The organism is Brevundimonas sp., assembly GCF_041919755.1.
Taxonomy (GTDB): domain Bacteria; phylum Pseudomonadota; class Alphaproteobacteria; order Caulobacterales; family Caulobacteraceae; genus Brevundimonas.
Map to the genome: position 1 here is coordinate 127,683 of NZ_JAYRTD010000006.1, position 14,695 is coordinate 142,377.

General features: G+C 67.8%; 13 protein-coding genes. 5 read left to right on the forward strand and 8 right to left on the reverse strand.

The window, feature by feature from the left end:
• Positions 1-28 precede the first annotated feature (28 nt).
• Complete coding sequence (locus ACE3TH_RS09630; RefSeq protein WP_374599537.1) at positions 29-1,144, forward strand: mechanosensitive ion channel family protein; 1,116 nt, start codon at positions 29-31, stop codon at positions 1,142-1,144.
• Here the strand turns inward: ACE3TH_RS09630 and ACE3TH_RS09635 are convergent.
• Positions 1,141-1,635, reverse strand: a complete 495-nt coding sequence (locus tag ACE3TH_RS09635; protein WP_374599538.1) for a hypothetical protein — start codon at positions 1,633-1,635, stop codon at positions 1,141-1,143. The genes ACE3TH_RS09630 and ACE3TH_RS09635 overlap by 4 nt on opposite strands.
• Here ACE3TH_RS09635 and ACE3TH_RS09640 point away from each other — a divergent pair.
• Positions 1,634-2,389, forward strand: a complete 756-nt coding sequence (locus ACE3TH_RS09640) for a WecB/TagA/CpsF family glycosyltransferase (RefSeq protein WP_374599539.1) — start codon at positions 1,634-1,636, stop codon at positions 2,387-2,389. The two genes, ACE3TH_RS09635 and ACE3TH_RS09640, sit on opposite strands and share 2 nt — an antisense overlap.
• Positions 2,390-2,404: 15 nt before the next feature.
• Here the strand turns inward: ACE3TH_RS09640 and ACE3TH_RS09645 are convergent, their stop codons facing one another.
• The 5 genes from ACE3TH_RS09645 to ACE3TH_RS09665 all read right to left on the reverse strand — a co-directional run bounded on the left by ACE3TH_RS09645 (position 2,405) and on the right by ACE3TH_RS09665 (position 8,225).
• Entirely contained in the window at positions 2,405-2,755 is a 351-nt protein-coding gene (locus tag ACE3TH_RS09645) for an endonuclease domain-containing protein (RefSeq protein WP_374599540.1), read from the reverse strand.
• A gap of 91 nt (positions 2,756-2,846) precedes the next feature.
• Positions 2,847-6,284: a chromosome segregation protein SMC gene (gene smc, locus ACE3TH_RS09650; protein WP_374599541.1), complete on the reverse strand. Its 3,438-nt coding sequence runs from the start codon at positions 6,282-6,284 to the stop codon at positions 2,847-2,849.
• An 11-nt stretch (positions 6,285-6,295) separates the two neighbouring features.
• Positions 6,296-6,907: a thioredoxin domain-containing protein gene (locus tag ACE3TH_RS09655; RefSeq protein ID WP_374599542.1), complete on the reverse strand. Its 612-nt coding sequence runs from the start codon at positions 6,905-6,907 to the stop codon at positions 6,296-6,298.
• 3 nt (positions 6,908-6,910) lie between these two features.
• Positions 6,911-7,690: a DsbA family protein gene (locus ACE3TH_RS09660; RefSeq protein WP_374599543.1), complete on the reverse strand. Its 780-nt coding sequence runs from the start codon at positions 7,688-7,690 to the stop codon at positions 6,911-6,913.
• Positions 7,671-8,225 (reverse strand): DUF721 domain-containing protein, encoded by a 555-nt coding sequence (locus tag ACE3TH_RS09665; RefSeq protein WP_374599544.1) that lies wholly within the window; start codon positions 8,223-8,225, stop codon positions 7,671-7,673. Before ACE3TH_RS09665 ends, ACE3TH_RS09660 begins: the two co-directional genes overlap by 20 nt.
• A gap of 21 nt (positions 8,226-8,246) precedes the next feature.
• Between ACE3TH_RS09665 and ACE3TH_RS09670 the strand changes: the two genes are divergently transcribed.
• Together ACE3TH_RS09670 and ACE3TH_RS09675 are read left to right on the forward strand one after the other, a co-directional pair.
• Positions 8,247-9,308: an A/G-specific adenine glycosylase gene (locus ACE3TH_RS09670; RefSeq protein WP_374599545.1), complete on the forward strand. Its 1,062-nt coding sequence runs from the start codon at positions 8,247-8,249 to the stop codon at positions 9,306-9,308.
• Positions 9,309-9,367: 59 nt separating this feature from the next.
• Positions 9,368-10,951, forward strand: a complete 1,584-nt coding sequence (locus tag ACE3TH_RS09675; protein ID WP_374599546.1) for a phytoene desaturase family protein — start codon at positions 9,368-9,370, stop codon at positions 10,949-10,951.
• Position 10,952: 1 nt separating this feature from the next.
• Here the strand turns inward: ACE3TH_RS09675 and ACE3TH_RS09680 are convergent, their stop codons facing one another.
• Positions 10,953-11,330, reverse strand: coding sequence for a response regulator (locus ACE3TH_RS09680; RefSeq protein WP_374599547.1), 378 nt, complete (start codon positions 11,328-11,330; stop codon positions 10,953-10,955).
• Positions 11,327-12,850 carry a sensor histidine kinase gene (locus tag ACE3TH_RS09685; protein ID WP_374599548.1) on the reverse strand — a complete coding sequence of 508 codons (1,524 nt, stop codon included), beginning with the start codon at positions 12,848-12,850 and terminating at the stop codon, positions 11,327-11,329. The genes ACE3TH_RS09680 and ACE3TH_RS09685 overlap by 4 nt, the downstream gene beginning before the upstream one ends.
• A 118-nt stretch (positions 12,851-12,968) precedes the next feature.
• On the opposite strand from ACE3TH_RS09685, the gene ACE3TH_RS09690 reads away from it, so the two are divergent.
• A complete protein-coding gene (locus ACE3TH_RS09690) occupies positions 12,969-14,501 on the forward strand; it encodes a carboxylesterase/lipase family protein (protein ID WP_374599549.1) in 1,533 nt (510 codons plus the stop codon).
• The last annotated feature ends 194 nt before the right edge of the window (positions 14,502-14,695 follow it).

Below are 14,695 nucleotides of genomic sequence, written 5' to 3' on the forward strand. Positions count from 1 at the left end.
CGCCACCGTGACGCGCTAAAGGTCGCCCATGCCGACCTTTATCCAGGACATGACCCGCGAGGTCTTCCGCCTCTGGCGCGAGTTCTACTGGCTGCCCGAGTGGGTGGTGATCTCCGTCATCGTCGGCGTCTTCGTCTTCATCGGCTGGGCCGCCAATCAGGTGGTGTTCGGCCTGCTGAAATGGGTGGTGCGCAAGAAGGACGTCTTCTGGCGGGGCATGGTCGGGCGCGCCCGGCTGAAGGTGCGGATCGCGGTGATGATCATCGCCATCGGTCTGGGCGTCACCGTCTCGCCGATGGACCCGGAACCGTCGCTGCTGATCCGGCAGGCCCTGCTGTTCGGCTTCATCCTGGTGTGCGGCTGGATGCTGGCGGGGGCCGTGGACATGGGGGCCGTCGTCCACCTGCGGAAGTTCAACATGGACGCCGAGGACAATCTCAGTGCCCGCAAGCATGTGACCCAGACCCGCATCCTGCAAAGGGTGTCGGCCCTGCTGATCGGCCTGATCACCCTGGGGCTGGCGCTCCTGACCATTCCGGGGGTGCGCCAGTGGGGGCTGTCGCTGCTGGCCTCGGCAGGCGTCGTCGGCATCGTGGCCGGCCTGGCGCTGCAGCCCTTCCTGACCAATCTGATCGCCGGCATCCAGATCGCCACGGCCCAGCCGATCCGCCTGGACGACGCCGTCATCGTTGAGGGCGAATGGGGCCGGGTGGAGGAGATCACCTCGACCTATGTGGTGGTCAAGCTGTGGGACTGGCGCAGGATGATCCTGCCGCTGACCTATTTCATCCAGAAGCCGTTCCAGAACTGGACACGCGACAACGCCAGCCTGATCGGCACGGCCTTCCTGTATGTCGATTATGAAGCCCCCATCGACCGGCTGCGCATGAAGCTGGAAGAGATCGCCCATGCCTCGCCCCTGTGGGACGGCGATGTGGTCTCGCTGCAGGTGACCGAGGTGACCGAGCGCACGGTCCAAGTCCGCTGTCTGACCAGCGCTCGCAACGCCTCCATCGCCTTCGACCTTCGTTGCGAGGTGCGCGAGAAGATGCTGGCCTTCATGCGCGATGAGTTGCCGGAAGCGCTGCCGCGGGATCGGCTGGGGTGGGATCGCGACGCGGCCCCAGTCTCGCCGCAGGGCTAGTCGACGGCCGCCAGATTGGCCCGGCCCTGCCGGACAGCCTCCTTCAGAGTGGTGGCATCGGTCTCGTAGTTTTCCGGATTGCAGGCCGCGACCAGCAGTTCAAAGGCATCGCCGCCCTGAATGGCTTCGTACGACGGGGCGTCGTCGGGCGTCGATGGCCCTTCTTGACCCCCCTCGCGCACGCTGGCGAAATCCAGCCGGTCGACATAACCGTTGGCTCCGCAGTCAAACCGCCACCAGGACCAGCCGCCCCAATAGGGCGTGCCGCCGGCGCGGAAGTCCGGCTCGACCACCTGAAACACGCGGATGCGGCCGCCGTCGCCCTCGGGCTGAAGGCTGGCCAGGTCGGCGTACTGGGCGAACCGTCCGGCACCCAGAAAGACGAACCGGTGCGGTCCTTCGGGCTCGGAGAAGGTCAGCAGCGACAGCAGGCTCAGGATCATGCTCGATCGTAACCGCCCATTGACCCGGGCGCGATAGGGTCCCGGCATGACGCGCTTCATGACGCTGGATTTCGCCGACGGCGACCGTGCCGCCCTGCTGGGGCGGGTCACCGAGATGGCGCGTGGTCCCTATGCCTATGTCGTCACGCCCAATGTGGATCACGTCATCAAGCTGATGGACGAGCGGGTCGGGGCCGATGTCTATCAGGGCGCGGACCTGAAGATCTGCGACAGCCGCATCCTCAGCCATCTGGCCCGGCTGAAGGGCAAACGACTGTCGGTCTATCCGGGCTCGGACATGACGGCGGACCTGCTTGGGTCAGCGGCCGCCCGTGAGCTGACCATCGCGGTCTTCGGCCCGGATCGCGAGGCGTTCGACGATCTGGTCGCGCGCTATCCGCAGGCCCGGCTGGTGTTTCTGGACGCCCCCATGCTGGCACCCGACACGCCGGTCTGGGGCACCGCCGTGCGCGCCGCCGCCGAGGCCAAATGGGATGTGCTGCTGGCCTGCGTCTCCTTCCCCAAACAGGAGGGGTTCGCCCATGCCTTGCGGCTGGCGGGGCGAAAGAATGGCGTCACCCTGTGCGTCGGCGCTTCGGTGGATTTCCTGACCGGCCGTCAAAAACGGGCTCCGCAGGCGTTCCAGCGCCTGTCGCTGGAATGGCTGCACCGCCTGCTCAGTCAGCCCCGCCGCATGTTCCGGCGCTATGTCATCGAGGGGCCGGCGATCCTGGGGTGGTTCGTGCGGACGGAGGTGTTAGCGCCTATTCCTCCCCCCTTGGGGGAGGGGGACCGCGCGTAGCGTGGTGGAGGGGGCTCAACGGCCAGCAGTTTGCCTGACATGGCTCAAAACCGCATCCATGTCGGCCAGCACATCTCGAGCGGGGATGCGAAGCACGCGAACGCCTTGCGCCTCAAGCCATGCCGTTCGCCGTTCGTCACGAACCATGCGGTCTGACTCACTGTGGCGCTCGCCATCGATTTCGACGGCCAGCCGCGCATCGTCGCAATAGAAATCCAGGATGTAGGGGCCGATCGGGTGCTGTCGGCGAAAGCGCAGACCCGCAAGCCGACGACCGCGAAGGGCTGTCCACATCAGGATTTCAGGCAGCGTCATCTTGCGGCGAAGTTCCCGAGCGCGTTCGACGGTCTGGCGCGGGGCGTCCATCGGTGCAGCCTATCGTAGAAAGTGCGGCCGTGGCAGGCCCCCCTCCACCGCCGTTCCGGCGGTCCCCCTCCCCCAAAGGGGGGAGGAATGATTAAGCCACCATACCTTCGGCCTGCTTCAAATCCACACTAACAAGCTGGCTGACCCCCCGCTCGGGCATGGTCACGCCATACAGCCGGTCCATCCGGCTCATGGTCACCGGATTGTGGGTGATGACGATGAAGCGGGTGTCGGTGCGGTTACGCATTTCGTTCAGCATGCGGCAGAAGCGATCGACATTTGCGTCGTCCAGGGGCGCATCGACCTCGTCCAGCACGCAGACCGGGGCCGGGTTGGCCAAGAAGACGGCGAAGATCAGGGCCGCCGCCGTCAGGGCCTGTTCGCCGCCGCTCATCAGGCTCATGACCGACAGACGCTTGCCGGGCGGGCAGGCGTAGATTTCCAGACCGGCCTCCAGCGGGTCGTCGCTTTCGACCAGCTTCAGCTCGGCCTGACCGCCGTCGAACAGGGCCTCGAACAGGGCCTTGAAGTTGTCGTTGATGATGTCGAAGGCGGCGACCAGACGCTCGCGCCCCTCGGCGTTCAGCTCGTCGATGCCGTCGCGCAGGCGGGCGATGGCTTGGGTCAGGTCGGAGCGTTCGACCTTCATGGTCTGCAGCCGGTCGCCATATTCGGTGGCTTCTTCCTCGGCGCGCAGATTGACGGCCCCCAGTGCCTCGCGCTCGCGCTCCAGGCCGTACAGCAGGCTTTCGGCCCCTGCCGCATCGGGCGGGCGGGCGATGGCGTCGTCGGTCAGCTTCTGGCCCAGCTCTTCGGGCGACATCTGTGCGGTTTCGCGCAGGTTTGCCTCGGTCTCGGCCAGCTTTTCGGCAGCCGCCTCGGCACGGGCGGACAGGCCGGCGCGAGCCTCGCGGGCAGAGGATGCAGCCGCGTCGGCGGCGCGGCCGGCACGGTCGGCCTCTCCCGCTTCGGCCTCCCCCACGGCCAGGGCGTCGGCGGCGGCGCGGCGGCGGGTCTCGGCGGCGGTCAACGCATCCAGCAGGGCGGAGCGTTGTGTGGCCAGCTGTTCGGGCGCATCGGCGGCGGCCTTCAGTCGGGCGGCGACCTTTTCGGCGTCCTTTTCCAGCGCGACGACGCGGGCCCGGGAGTCCGAGGCGCGGCCGGTCCAGCTGTCGCGCTCGCGGGTCAGGCCGTCGCGGCGGGCCGTGCGCCCGGCGATCTCACGCGCCTCGCTGTCGCGTTCAACGCGGGCGTTGGCGGCGGTGGTGCGGGCGCTATCGGCGGTGCTGCGGGCCGTGGCCAGTTCGGCCCGCAAGCCCTCCAGCGTCTCGGAAGGTGCATCTCCGCCTTGCGCTTCAGCCAAAGCGGCGACGGCGGCCTCGTGCTCGGTGGTCAAGCGCGCGAGGGTGTCGTCCAGAGCCTGGGCGCGCGCCTCCTTGCGGGCCTGTTCGCGGCCCAAGGCCTCCACGCGGTCGCGGGCCGTGGTGACGGCCTTGTCCAGCACGAAGGGTGCGGCGCGGGCGGTCTTCACCGCCTCTTCGGCGGCGCGGAAGGCTTCGGTCGCGGCCTTCATGGCGGCCTGGGCCGCGTCCAGCGCCGGCTTGCCGGTGTCGATCTCGGCTTCCAGCTCGGCCAGGCGCGTGCGCTGGGCCAGGCGGACGGCGGCGGGGCGCGGGGCCTCGGCCCGCTGGACGAAGCCGTCCCAGCGATAGAGGTCGCCCTCGCGCGTCACCAGGCGGGCTCCGGGGGGAAGGTCGCGGGCCAGGGCGGGCGCAGCGGCGCGCTCTGCGACGCCGCAGAAGGCGAGACGGGCGGCCAGGGCGGGCGGTGCGTTCACATGATCGGCCAGAGGGTTCACTCCGACCGGCCAGGTCGCAGCGGTGACGTCAGCCCCGGCCCAGTGGGCCGCCGCGCGGGCATCCAGTGCGGCATCCAGATCGTCGCCCAGGGCTGCGGCCAAGGCGGCCTCATAGCCCTTGTCGGCGCGGACCTGATCCAGGGCGGGCGGATGGTCGCGGCGTCCCTGCGTCAGCAACTGCGCCAGCCCGCGCGCCTCGGTCTGCAAGCGGCCCAGCCGGTCCTCGGCGGCACGAACGGCGGTGCGGGCCTCGGCCTCGGCGCGAGCGCGGTCGCCGCGCGCGGCTTCGGCGGCCTCGACGGCGGCGCGGGCGGATGCCAGCTCGGCCTGGGCCCTGGCCATTTCGGCCGAGGCGGCCTCGATCTCAGGCGTTTCCAGCGGACCCAGCGACTCGCGCTCGGCCCTGGCCGAGGTCAGCTGGGCTCCGGCGCGCGCGACGCGGGCCTCGGCGTCGCGCTTGCGGGCGTTCTCGGCGTTCAGCCGAGCCTCGACCGAGGCGACGGCCCCGGCGACACGCTCGACCTCGGCATCGGCGGCGCGGCGGGCATCCTCGGCGACGGCGAGGGCCGTCTCCAGTTCGGGGCCACGCGCCGGGGCGGCGGCGATCTCGGCCTCGACGGCCGCGAGGGCTTCGGCGATCCGGCTCAGCTCGGCGGCGGCGTCGTCGGCCATGCGGCCTTCACGCTCGATGTCGGCGGCGATGCGCGCCGTCTCGGCCTGAAGCCGCTGGACCTCGGCCCGCGCGGCCTGCTCGGCCATGTCCAGCCGGTCGCGTTCCAGACTGGCGCGGTGCAGCAGGGCGGAGGCGACGGCATCCTCTTCCCGCGCAGGCTTCAGTGCCTCCTGCGCCTTCAGGGCGGCGGTCTGGGCGGCGGCGGCGGCGCTGGTGGCCGCGGCGACGGCGCGGTCCGCCTCGGCCAACTCGGCGGCTGCTCCCTCGGCGGCAATCCGGGCGTCGTTCCAGCGCACGAACAGCAGGGCGGCCTGCAGGGCGCGTATTTCAGCGCTGATCTTCTTGTAGCGTTCGGCCTGACGCGCCTCGCGCTTCAGCCGATTGAGGGCGGTTTCCAGCTCGCGCCCGATGTCGTCCAGTCGCTCCAGATTGGCCTCGGCCGCCTTCAGCCTCAGTTCGGCCTCATGGCGGCGGGTGTGCAGGCCGGCGACGCCGCCGGCCTCCTCCAGAATGCGACGACGGTTCTGGGGCTTGGCGGCGATCAGCTCGCTGATCTGACCCTGACGCACCAGGGCCGGGCTGTTGGCCCCGGTCGAGGCGTCGGCGAACAGCAGTTGCACGTCGCGGGCCCGCACCTCCTTGCCGTTGATACGGTAGGTCGAGCCCTGGCCGCGGTCGATGCGGCGCGACACCTCCAGCATGGGGGCGTCGGTAAAGGGCTGGGGTGCCCGACGCTGGGCATTGTCGATGGTCAGCTGGACTTCGGCGTGGTTGCGCGGCGGCCGGTTGGCGGCCCCGGCGAAGATGACGTCGTCCATCCCCTGGCCGCGCATGGCCTTGGCCGAGTTCGCGCCCATGACCCAGCGCATGGACTCAAGGACATTGGACTTGCCACAGCCATTGGGCCCGACGATGCCGGTCAGGCCGGGTTCGATATGCACTTCCGCCGGGTCCACGAAGGACTTGAAGCCCACCAGGCGGAGACGCTGGAACTGCATGGGCTAGGGCGTCAGCCCCCCGCCCGGGCGGCGCGGATGGCGGCCTCAAGACCCGCCAGGCTGCGATCGGTCACGGGCTTGCCGTTGACGAAGAAGCTGGGGGTGGAGTTCACGCCCGCCGCGGCGGCACCCTGGATGTCGGCATTGATGGCGGCCTGGGTTTCGGGGCTGGCGGCGCAGGTCTGGATCTGGTCGCGCGTGCGACCACTGGCGGCGATGGCGGGGGCGTACCAGTCCTGGAGCAGGCCACCGTCCAGCACCGCCCGCTGATTGTGCATCAGAACGCTGGCGACATCGAAGAACTTCTCAGGCACCGCGCACCTCGCCAGAGCAGCACCGGACAGGGACATCTGCTGCGGCTGGGTCGGCAGGTTGCGAAAGACGTAGCGGACCTGGCCGGTATCGACGAAGCGAGCCTTGAAGGCCGGATAGACATCGTTGTGCCAGGCCGCGCAGTGGTTGCACGAGAAGGAGGCGTATTCGATGACCGTCACCGGCGCGTCGGCTCGACCCAGGACGCGATCCTGAGCCGTGACGGCGGGCAGCTGAGCGAGGGCCGGAGCCGCCGCCGACCAGATCAGGGCGACGGCCATTGCGCCCAGGGTGCGCCGGTTCAGGGTCATATCCTACTTGGCCAGCTCGGCTTCGATGGCCTTGGACAGATCGGCCATGGTTGCACCGCTCTGGGAGCCCGGGGTGATCACGGTCTCGCCATTGACCAGGAACGTCGGTGTTCCGGTCACACCCGCTCTCGCCGCAGCCTGCGCGCGCTCATCGACTGCCGCCTGGGCCTCTGGATCCTTGATGCAGGTTTCGATCTGGGAGTTGCTCAGACCTGCCCCGTTACCGATGCGGAACAGGACAGCGCGCGCACCGCTCATGTCGCCAGAGGCAAACATCTCTTCCTGGCTGTTCATGATCTCGTGAACCACGTCGAAATATTTGTCGGGTCCGGCGCAGCGCGCGATCATGAAGCCAGCCGCTGCGACATTGGCCGGCGGCGTAGGAATTTCGCGGAAGACAAACCGCACCTTGTTGGTGTCGACATAGGCCGCCTTGAACGCCGGCCACGTCTCCTTATGCCAGGCCGCGCAGTGACCACAGGTGACGGAAGCGTACTCGACGACCGTGACCTTGGCCCCTTCGGGCGCACCCATCGCCATATCGCCTTCGGCGGCAGCACCCGCGCCACCGCCACCGCAGCCCGCGAGCGCGGCCATGCCAGCCAGGGCTGCAGCGGTCAGGGCCGCGCGGCGGCTCATCTGGGCGTACTTCGATTTGAAGGTCATGGCGTCGTCCTCACGGGTGGGGGATTTGTCTGCATCGCGCGATTCCCCGAACGCGCGCATGTCGTGCACCTTCGAGAACAGAAGCGGCGAAGTTTTGTCAACCGCCGGCACCGTCACGGTCGCTCAGGACCGCGCGACCCAGCCTCTCCAGCGAGCTTTTCAGGCTGTCCGGCGCGGCGGCGACAGAGGCCCTCAGCTCGGCCTCCTGATGGGCGGGCAGGGGCGGCGGCGCGGTGCGGCGTTTCGGCTGGGCTGGGCTGTCTTCCAGCGGCTTGACCGGCCCCTGGGCGATGCGCAGCTTGTCCACCGATCCCGCCCCCAGGAACAGGTTGACCCGCTGCAGGATGTCATCGGACTGATGCTGGACCAGAAGGGCGGCGGCCCCGACGACGCGGAGCTCCAGCGTGCCCGCCGCGCCACCGCGCCCCTTGGTCAGTTTCTGGGGGCGGCTGACGCGGGCCAGGCGTTCGCCGACGATCTCGCGCCAGCGGGCATCCAGCGCGCCGGGACCGCGCCCAAATTGGCCGTCCAGTTCCTTGATAAGTTTCTGCAACGCACGACCGGCGCGCGGGGCGGGGCGAGGCAGGGGCCGCGTGCGGCGGCGCGACAGGATTTCGCGGGCCTCTTCGTCGGTGGGCAGCGTGCGGCGCATATCCGGTCTATAGCGCAGGGAATGATCGGCGTCCCGCTCTCAGACAAATCTGCACCGGAGGTGGCCCGCATCCGCGCCGCCCTGCTGGACTGGTATGCGGGGCATGCGCGGACGCTGGTCTGGCGCGTGCCACCGGGGTCGCACGATCGCCCCGATCCCTACCGCGTGTGGCTGTCCGAGGTGATGTTGCAGCAGACGACCACGCCGCATGCGACGCCCTACTTTCTGGCCTTCACCACGCGCTGGCCGACGGTGAACGATCTGGCGGCGGCAGAGGACGGCGACGTCATGGCCGCCTGGGCGGGGCTGGGCTACTACGCCCGCGCCCGCAATCTGCTGGCCTGTGCCCGGGCGGTGGCGCGCGACCACGGCGGTGTCTTCCCGGGCACAGAGGCGGAACTGTTGAACTTGCCGGGCGTCGGGGCCTATACCGCCGCCGCCGTCGCCGCCATCGCCTTCGGACAGCCCGCCAATGTCGTGGACGGCAATGTCGAGCGGGTCATGGGCCGTATGTTCGCGGTCGAGACGGCACTGCCCGCCGCGCGGCGGCAGTTGAAGGCGCTGGCCGCGCGTTTCGTCATGGGCGATCAGCCGGGAGCCGAGCATGCCGACTGGCCCCAGGCGCTGATGGACCTCGGGGCCACGATTTGCCGCCCAAAATCGCCGCTGTGCGGGCAATGCCCCGTCGCCTTCGGCTGCACCGCCTTGGCGACGGGCGAGCCGGGCCGCTATCCGCTGAAGGCAAGAAAGGCCGAGCGACCGCATCGCCGCGGCATCGCCTGGGTGCTGCGTGACGGACAGGGGCGCGTCGCCCTGGTGCGGCGTCCGGACAAGGGTTTGCTGGGCGGCATGCTGGGCCTGCCGACCTCGGATTGGTCGGAGACACCTCATGACAAGCCGCCCGTGGTCGCTCAATGGCAAGACGCCGGATCGGTCGACCATGTCTTCACCCATTTCAGCCTGACGCTGACGGTCAGGGTAGCGACCGGAACGGGTGACTTCGTTTGGACGGATAAAGCCCAGGCCTTGGCCAACCTGCCGACGGTATTCAGAAAGGCGCTGGAACGCGGGCTAGCGCATTAGGTCATCCCTTTTCGGATGACGGTAGCCAAGGCAGTGTGCGGCTTGAACTGCGGGGCCACATGACCATAGCCACTACCGACGTCGTCATTCTGGGCGGAGGCCACAACGGCCTGGTCTGCGCCTACTATCTGGCCAGGGCAGGGCTGAAGGTGACGGTGCTGGAGCGGCGGCATGTGGTCGGCGGAGCGGCGGTGACGGAGGAATTCCACCCGGGGTTTCGCAACTCCACCGCCAGCTACACGGTCAGTCTTCTGAACCCGAAGGTCATCGCCGACATGGAACTGGCGCGGCACGGGTTGACGGTGGTCGAGCGCAAGGTGTCGAACTTCCTGCCGTTCGACGACGGTCGCTATCTGCTGGCCGGGGAGGGGCGGACGGCGGGAGAGGTCGCCAAGTTTTCGGCGCGGGATGCGGCGCGGTTGCCGGACTATGAGCGGCGACTGGAGGTCGTGGCGGGTGTTTTGCGCGACTGGATACTGAAGGCCCCGCCGAATGTGGTTAAGGGGGGCTGGGCGGCGATGCTGCCCGAGCTGCTTAAAGGTGCGTCGCTGGGGCGACAGGCGGCGGGGCTGGATACGCAGGGACGGCGCGACCTGCTGGATCTGTTCACCAAGTCGGCGGGCGACTGGCTGGACGGCTGGTTCGAGAGTGACCCCATCAAGGCCCTGTTCGGCTTCGACAGTATCGTGGGCAACTATGCCAGTCCCTACACGCCGGGCTCGGCTTATGTGCTGCTGCACCACGTCTTCGGCGAGGTGAACGGCAGAAAGGGCGTCTGGGGTCACGCCATCGGTGGCATGGGGGCGATCACCCAGTCCATGGCGAAGGCCTGCGCGGAAGGTGGCGTCGACATCCGGCTGGAGGCTCCGGTCGCCGAGGTGTTGACCGAAAAGGGCCGGGCTGTCGGGGCGGTGACAGAGGTTGGCGACATCGTGCGGGCGCGGGCGGTGGTGTCGAACCTGCATCCACGGCTGCTGTTTGAACGATTGGTGGACGATGCCGTCGTACCGGCGGACTTCCGCGAGCGGATCGGCAACTATCAGTCCGGGTCGGGCACGTTCCGGATGAACGTCGCGCTGTCTGAGCTGCCGAACTTCACCAGCCTGCCGGGGCAGGGGGATCACCTGACGGCGGGGATCATCATCGCGCCGAGCCTCGCCTACATGGACCGGGCCCACGCCAGCGCGCGGCTGAACGGATGGTCTTCAGAGCCCATCGTCGAGATGCTGATTCCGTCCACGCTGGACGACAGTCTCGCGCCGTCAGGACAGCATGTGGCGTCGCTATTCTGCCAGCATGTCGATCCGACACTGGGCGACGAGCATCGGGACACGGTGGCCGATCTGATGATCGAGACAGTCGACAGGCACGCGCCGGGGTTCAAGGCGTCCGTTGTGGGGCGGCTGGCGCTGGGGCCGCGCGATCTGGAGCGGCGTTTCGGACTTGTCGGCGGCGACATCTTCCACGGGCGGCTGACGCTGGATCAGTTGTTCAGCGCCCGGCCCGTTCTGGGAAATGCGGATCACCGTATGCCGGTGCCGGGATTGTATCTCTGCGGATCAGGTGCGCATCCCGGTGGGGGCGTCACCGGTGCGCCGGGGCACAATGCGGCCCGGGCTGTGCTGAAGGACTTGAGCCGCTAGATCAGACCTTGGCCATGCCGAGCGCCCTCATCAGGGCGTCTTGCACTGCTGCTTCGCTGAAGGGCTTCTGCAAGGTGGGGCGACTCTTCCATTCGTCGGGCAGTCCGCCTTCGCCATAGCCGGTGGAGAAGACGAAAGGCACATTGCGCGCGGCCAAGGCCTCGGCGATCGGGAAGATCTTCACCCCGGCCACATTGACGTCCAGCAGGGCTGCATCCAGCGCCGTGCCGCCGTCGATCAAGGCCAGACCTTCCTCGACGCTGGAAGCGGGGCCCACGGTCGTGCAGCCCATGTCTTCGAGGATGGTCTCCAGCAGCATGGCGACCAGAGACTCATCTTCCACGATCAAGACGTTGCGACCGGACAGGGGCTGGCTCATGCGGGCAGGTCTCGATCGAGGGGCAGGGTCAGGCGGGCGATCAGCCCGGAGGAGCCATAGTCCATGGCGACCGTCCCACCAAGGTCATGCCGGACATTGCGTTCGATCAGACGACTGCCGAAACCGCGGTGATTCGGGGATTGAAGGTCTGTCACGCCGGACTCCTGCCACGTCAGATTCAATGTCCGCGTGGGCGTATGCGTCACGGTCCAGTCGATCACGACCTTCCCATCGGGCGCTGCCAGCGCGCCGTATTTGGCCGCATTGGTCGCCAGTTCGTGGAAGACCATGCCGAGAGAAATCGCCGAGGCGGAATCCAGATCGACTGCGGGACCGTTGAGCAGAACCCGTGTCTGGTCGTGCGCCTGGGTTTCGTGTTCCAGTATCGACCGCAGATTGGCCCCTTCCCAGTGGCTGCGCGTCAGCAGGTCGTGAGTGTGGGACAGGGCCAGCAGCCGGGCCTGGAAGCTTGCCGCAAACCGTGCCGGGTCGGTGTGGGATCGCGCTGTCTGCATTGCGATGGACTGCACCGTCGCCAGCGTGTTCTTCACCCGGTGGTTCAGTTCGTCGATCATCAGCTTCTGACGCTCGGCGGCCAGAACCGATTCCGTGACGTCGTGCCCTTGCACGAACACCCCGATGATGGTGCCGTCCGCCTCGCGGATCGGCTGATAGCTGAAATCGACATAGGCGTCGGACGGCGGTGCGCCGGGCTTTCGCGGAAACTGGAACAGGCTGGCGTTGCCACGAACAGGCTCGCCCGTTCGGAACACCTGGTCCAGCATTTCCACATAGCCTTGCGAGACGACCTCGGGCATCGCCTGCGCGATCGGCTGCCCCTGCACGTCGCGATAGCCGATCATCTGACGATAGGCTTCGTTATGGAACTGGAACGTGTGCTCCGGCCCCGACAGCACGGCGACGAAGCCAGGGGTCTGCATGAACATCTCGACCAGGCGGTTGCGCTCGACGGACAGGCGCCGGTTGTCTTCCTGAACCAGCCGCGCCCGCTCCAGGATGTTGCCGCCGACGATGGCATCGAAGGCTTTCAGCGGGGCTGCGCCCTCCGCCACCTGCATCTGTTGGCGCAGTAGCTCCAGTTCGGTGATGTCGTTGGTGTGCTGCAGGATCATCACCACCTCGCCCGCTTCATTCAGCAAGGGGGTGTGGGTGGCGCTCCAGTAGCGATCCTCGAAAACCTCGCCGGCGTCGGTCTTGCGCGGGATCGAATAGGGAATGACGGCCAGATGATCGCGTTGGCGCGTCTCGCGAACCTTTTCCAGCGAGGCGCGAAGCTGTCGCACATTCTCCGGCGCGTCTTCACCCGGTCCGGCGTCGAAGGCGGCAAAGAGCGAGCGACCGACGATGGCCTCCCGCGTGGTGTTGGTGACATCCAGATAAGCCTGGTTGGCACCGGCAATCTCGAAGTCCGGCGTCATCAACACATAGGGATTTGGCGAGGCGTCGAAGGCCTGGCCAAGGTCGACATTCGGATCCCCGGATTTGGAAAGTATCTTCAAGCCTGTTCCCGCTGCTGGCCCCGTCAACGCCGTCGGTGCCGGTTGGTTTCAACCAGAAACCATCGGTGTTGCAAATCTCGAGTTGGGGCCGACGCGATATCGCGTTTAAGGAAGGCGGATGAGCCTGGTTTCCCTCCTGTCCGCGGCGGTGCTGATGCTGTCTCCCGTTTCACAAACCGATCCGGTGGTGGAGGTCCAGACGACGGATGGCGTACTGGTCGGGCGGGCCAATGCACAGGTGCAGGCCTTCAAAGGCATCCCCTATGCCATGCCGCCGGTCGGGGTCTGGCGCTGGCGTCCGCCGCAGCCGGTTGAGCCCTGGGACGGGCCGCGCGACGCCGGCAATGTCGGGGCCCTGTGTCCCCAGCCGCCGGCCAATGGCGATCCGGGGGTCGGGCCCCTGCCCATGAGCGAGGATTGCCTGACGCTGAACGTCTGGTCGCCGCTGGAAGCGGCGGAACCTGCCCCTGTCATGGTCTGGATTCACGGCGGCGGTTTCAACAACGGCTCCGGCACGGCGGCCCTATATGACGGCACGGCCTTGGCCCGGCGCGGTGTGGTGGTCGTGACGATCAACTATCGCCTGGGTCGGCTGGGCTTCTTCGATCATCCGGCCCTGGCCGCCGAACGACCGGAGGGCGAGCCGGGCGGCAACTATGCCCTTATGGACATGATCGCCGCCCTGAAATGGGTCCAAGCCAATGCCGGGGTGTTCGGTGGCGATCCGGGCCGGGTGACGATCTTCGGAGAGTCGGCCGGTGGCGCGGCGGTGACACGCCTGATGATCTCTCCCGAGGCTTGGCCGCTGTTCCACCGCGCCGTTGTCCAGTCGGGGCTGGGGCGCGACACGGGCACGCCGCTGGATCGCCCTTCAGCGCTGGGCAAGCCGTCGCTGCAGGATCGGGGTCGGGCCCATGCGCAGGGACTGGGCTTGGCGGCACCGTCCGCCGCCGATCTGCGGGCCATCCCCGCCGAAACCCTGCTCGCGCCCGCGCCGAGCTTTTACGGCGGCGACAATCTGGTAATCGACGGGTCAGTGGTTCAGGAGGACGTCGAGGCCGCATTTGCGGCTGGCAGACAGGCACCCGTGCCCCTGATCATCGGCACCAACAGCGCCGAGTTCTGGTGGATGAAACCTTCCGACCTCAGCCCCTATGGCGAGATCGACGACGCCATGACGCCGGACGAGCGCGCGGCCATCGTCGCGGCCTATGGCGGGGAAGACGGATACAACGCCCATGTCGTCAGCGATCTGGCCTTCAACGAACCGGCGCGGCACCTGGCCCGGCTTCACGCGCGGGCGGGCCATCCGACCTACCTCTATCGCTTCGACGTCGTTCCCGATCCCAATCCGGAGCCGCACGAGGGCGCGACCCATGCGTCGGAGCGGCCCTATGTCTTCGACAATCTGGCGACGACCAACTGGCCTATGGGCGAGCGCGATTATAGGGCGGCCGCAGCCATGGCCGGCTATTGGACGCGATTCGCCGCAGCAGGCGATCCGAATTCCGAGGGCCGACCGGTCTGGCCCTCCTTCGGGGCCGAGCCGGATCGGCTACTGGAGTTCACCAACGATGGACCCGTCGCCAAGCCCATCCCCTTCAAGGACAGGCTGGACCTGATCGAGGCCTATTATAGCCGTCCTCGATAGAAGGCTTGCCGCCTCGCTTGTGGCCAGTGCGCCACAACATCGGGCCTGCTCTGATATGGCCGAAATGCGGCCTTGCGTGACGCAATCTCCCTGTGCCATGTAAACGGTTACACGGATTGAAGGACGGACTCGCGGCAAGCGGGCCGGGACCTGACCGGTCAGGGAAGGGCGTCTGTTGGTCGTAGCGATCATCC

Bases quoted from the DNA above. Each gene is read 5' to 3' on its own strand.
- ACE3TH_RS09630 (WP_374599537.1), top strand. From the start codon at position 29: ATGCCGACCTTTATCCAGGACATGACCCGCGAGGTCTTCCGCCTCTGG.
- ACE3TH_RS09640 (WP_374599539.1), top strand. From the start codon at position 1,634: ATGACGCGCTTCATGACGCTGGATTTCGCCGACGGCGACCGTGCCGCC.
- ACE3TH_RS09635 (WP_374599538.1), bottom strand. From the start codon at position 1,635: ATGCCGGGACCCTATCGCGCCCGGGTCAATGGGCGGTTACGATCGAGC.
- ACE3TH_RS09645 (WP_374599540.1), bottom strand. From the start codon at position 2,755: ATGGACGCCCCGCGCCAGACCGTCGAACGCGCTCGGGAACTTCGCCGC.
- smc (WP_374599541.1), bottom strand. From the start codon at position 6,284: ATGCAGTTCCAGCGTCTCCGCCTGGTGGGCTTCAAGTCCTTCGTGGAC.
- ACE3TH_RS09655 (WP_374599542.1), bottom strand. From the start codon at position 6,907: ATGACCCTGAACCGGCGCACCCTGGGCGCAATGGCCGTCGCCCTGATC.
- ACE3TH_RS09665 (WP_374599544.1), bottom strand. From the start codon at position 8,225: ATGCGCCGCACGCTGCCCACCGACGAAGAGGCCCGCGAAATCCTGTCG.
- ACE3TH_RS09670 (WP_374599545.1), top strand. From the start codon at position 8,247: ATGATCGGCGTCCCGCTCTCAGACAAATCTGCACCGGAGGTGGCCCGC.
- ACE3TH_RS09675 (WP_374599546.1), top strand. From the start codon at position 9,368: ATGACCATAGCCACTACCGACGTCGTCATTCTGGGCGGAGGCCACAAC.
- ACE3TH_RS09680 (WP_374599547.1), bottom strand. From the start codon at position 11,330: ATGAGCCAGCCCCTGTCCGGTCGCAACGTCTTGATCGTGGAAGATGAG.
- ACE3TH_RS09690 (WP_374599549.1), top strand. From the start codon at position 12,969: ATGAGCCTGGTTTCCCTCCTGTCCGCGGCGGTGCTGATGCTGTCTCCC.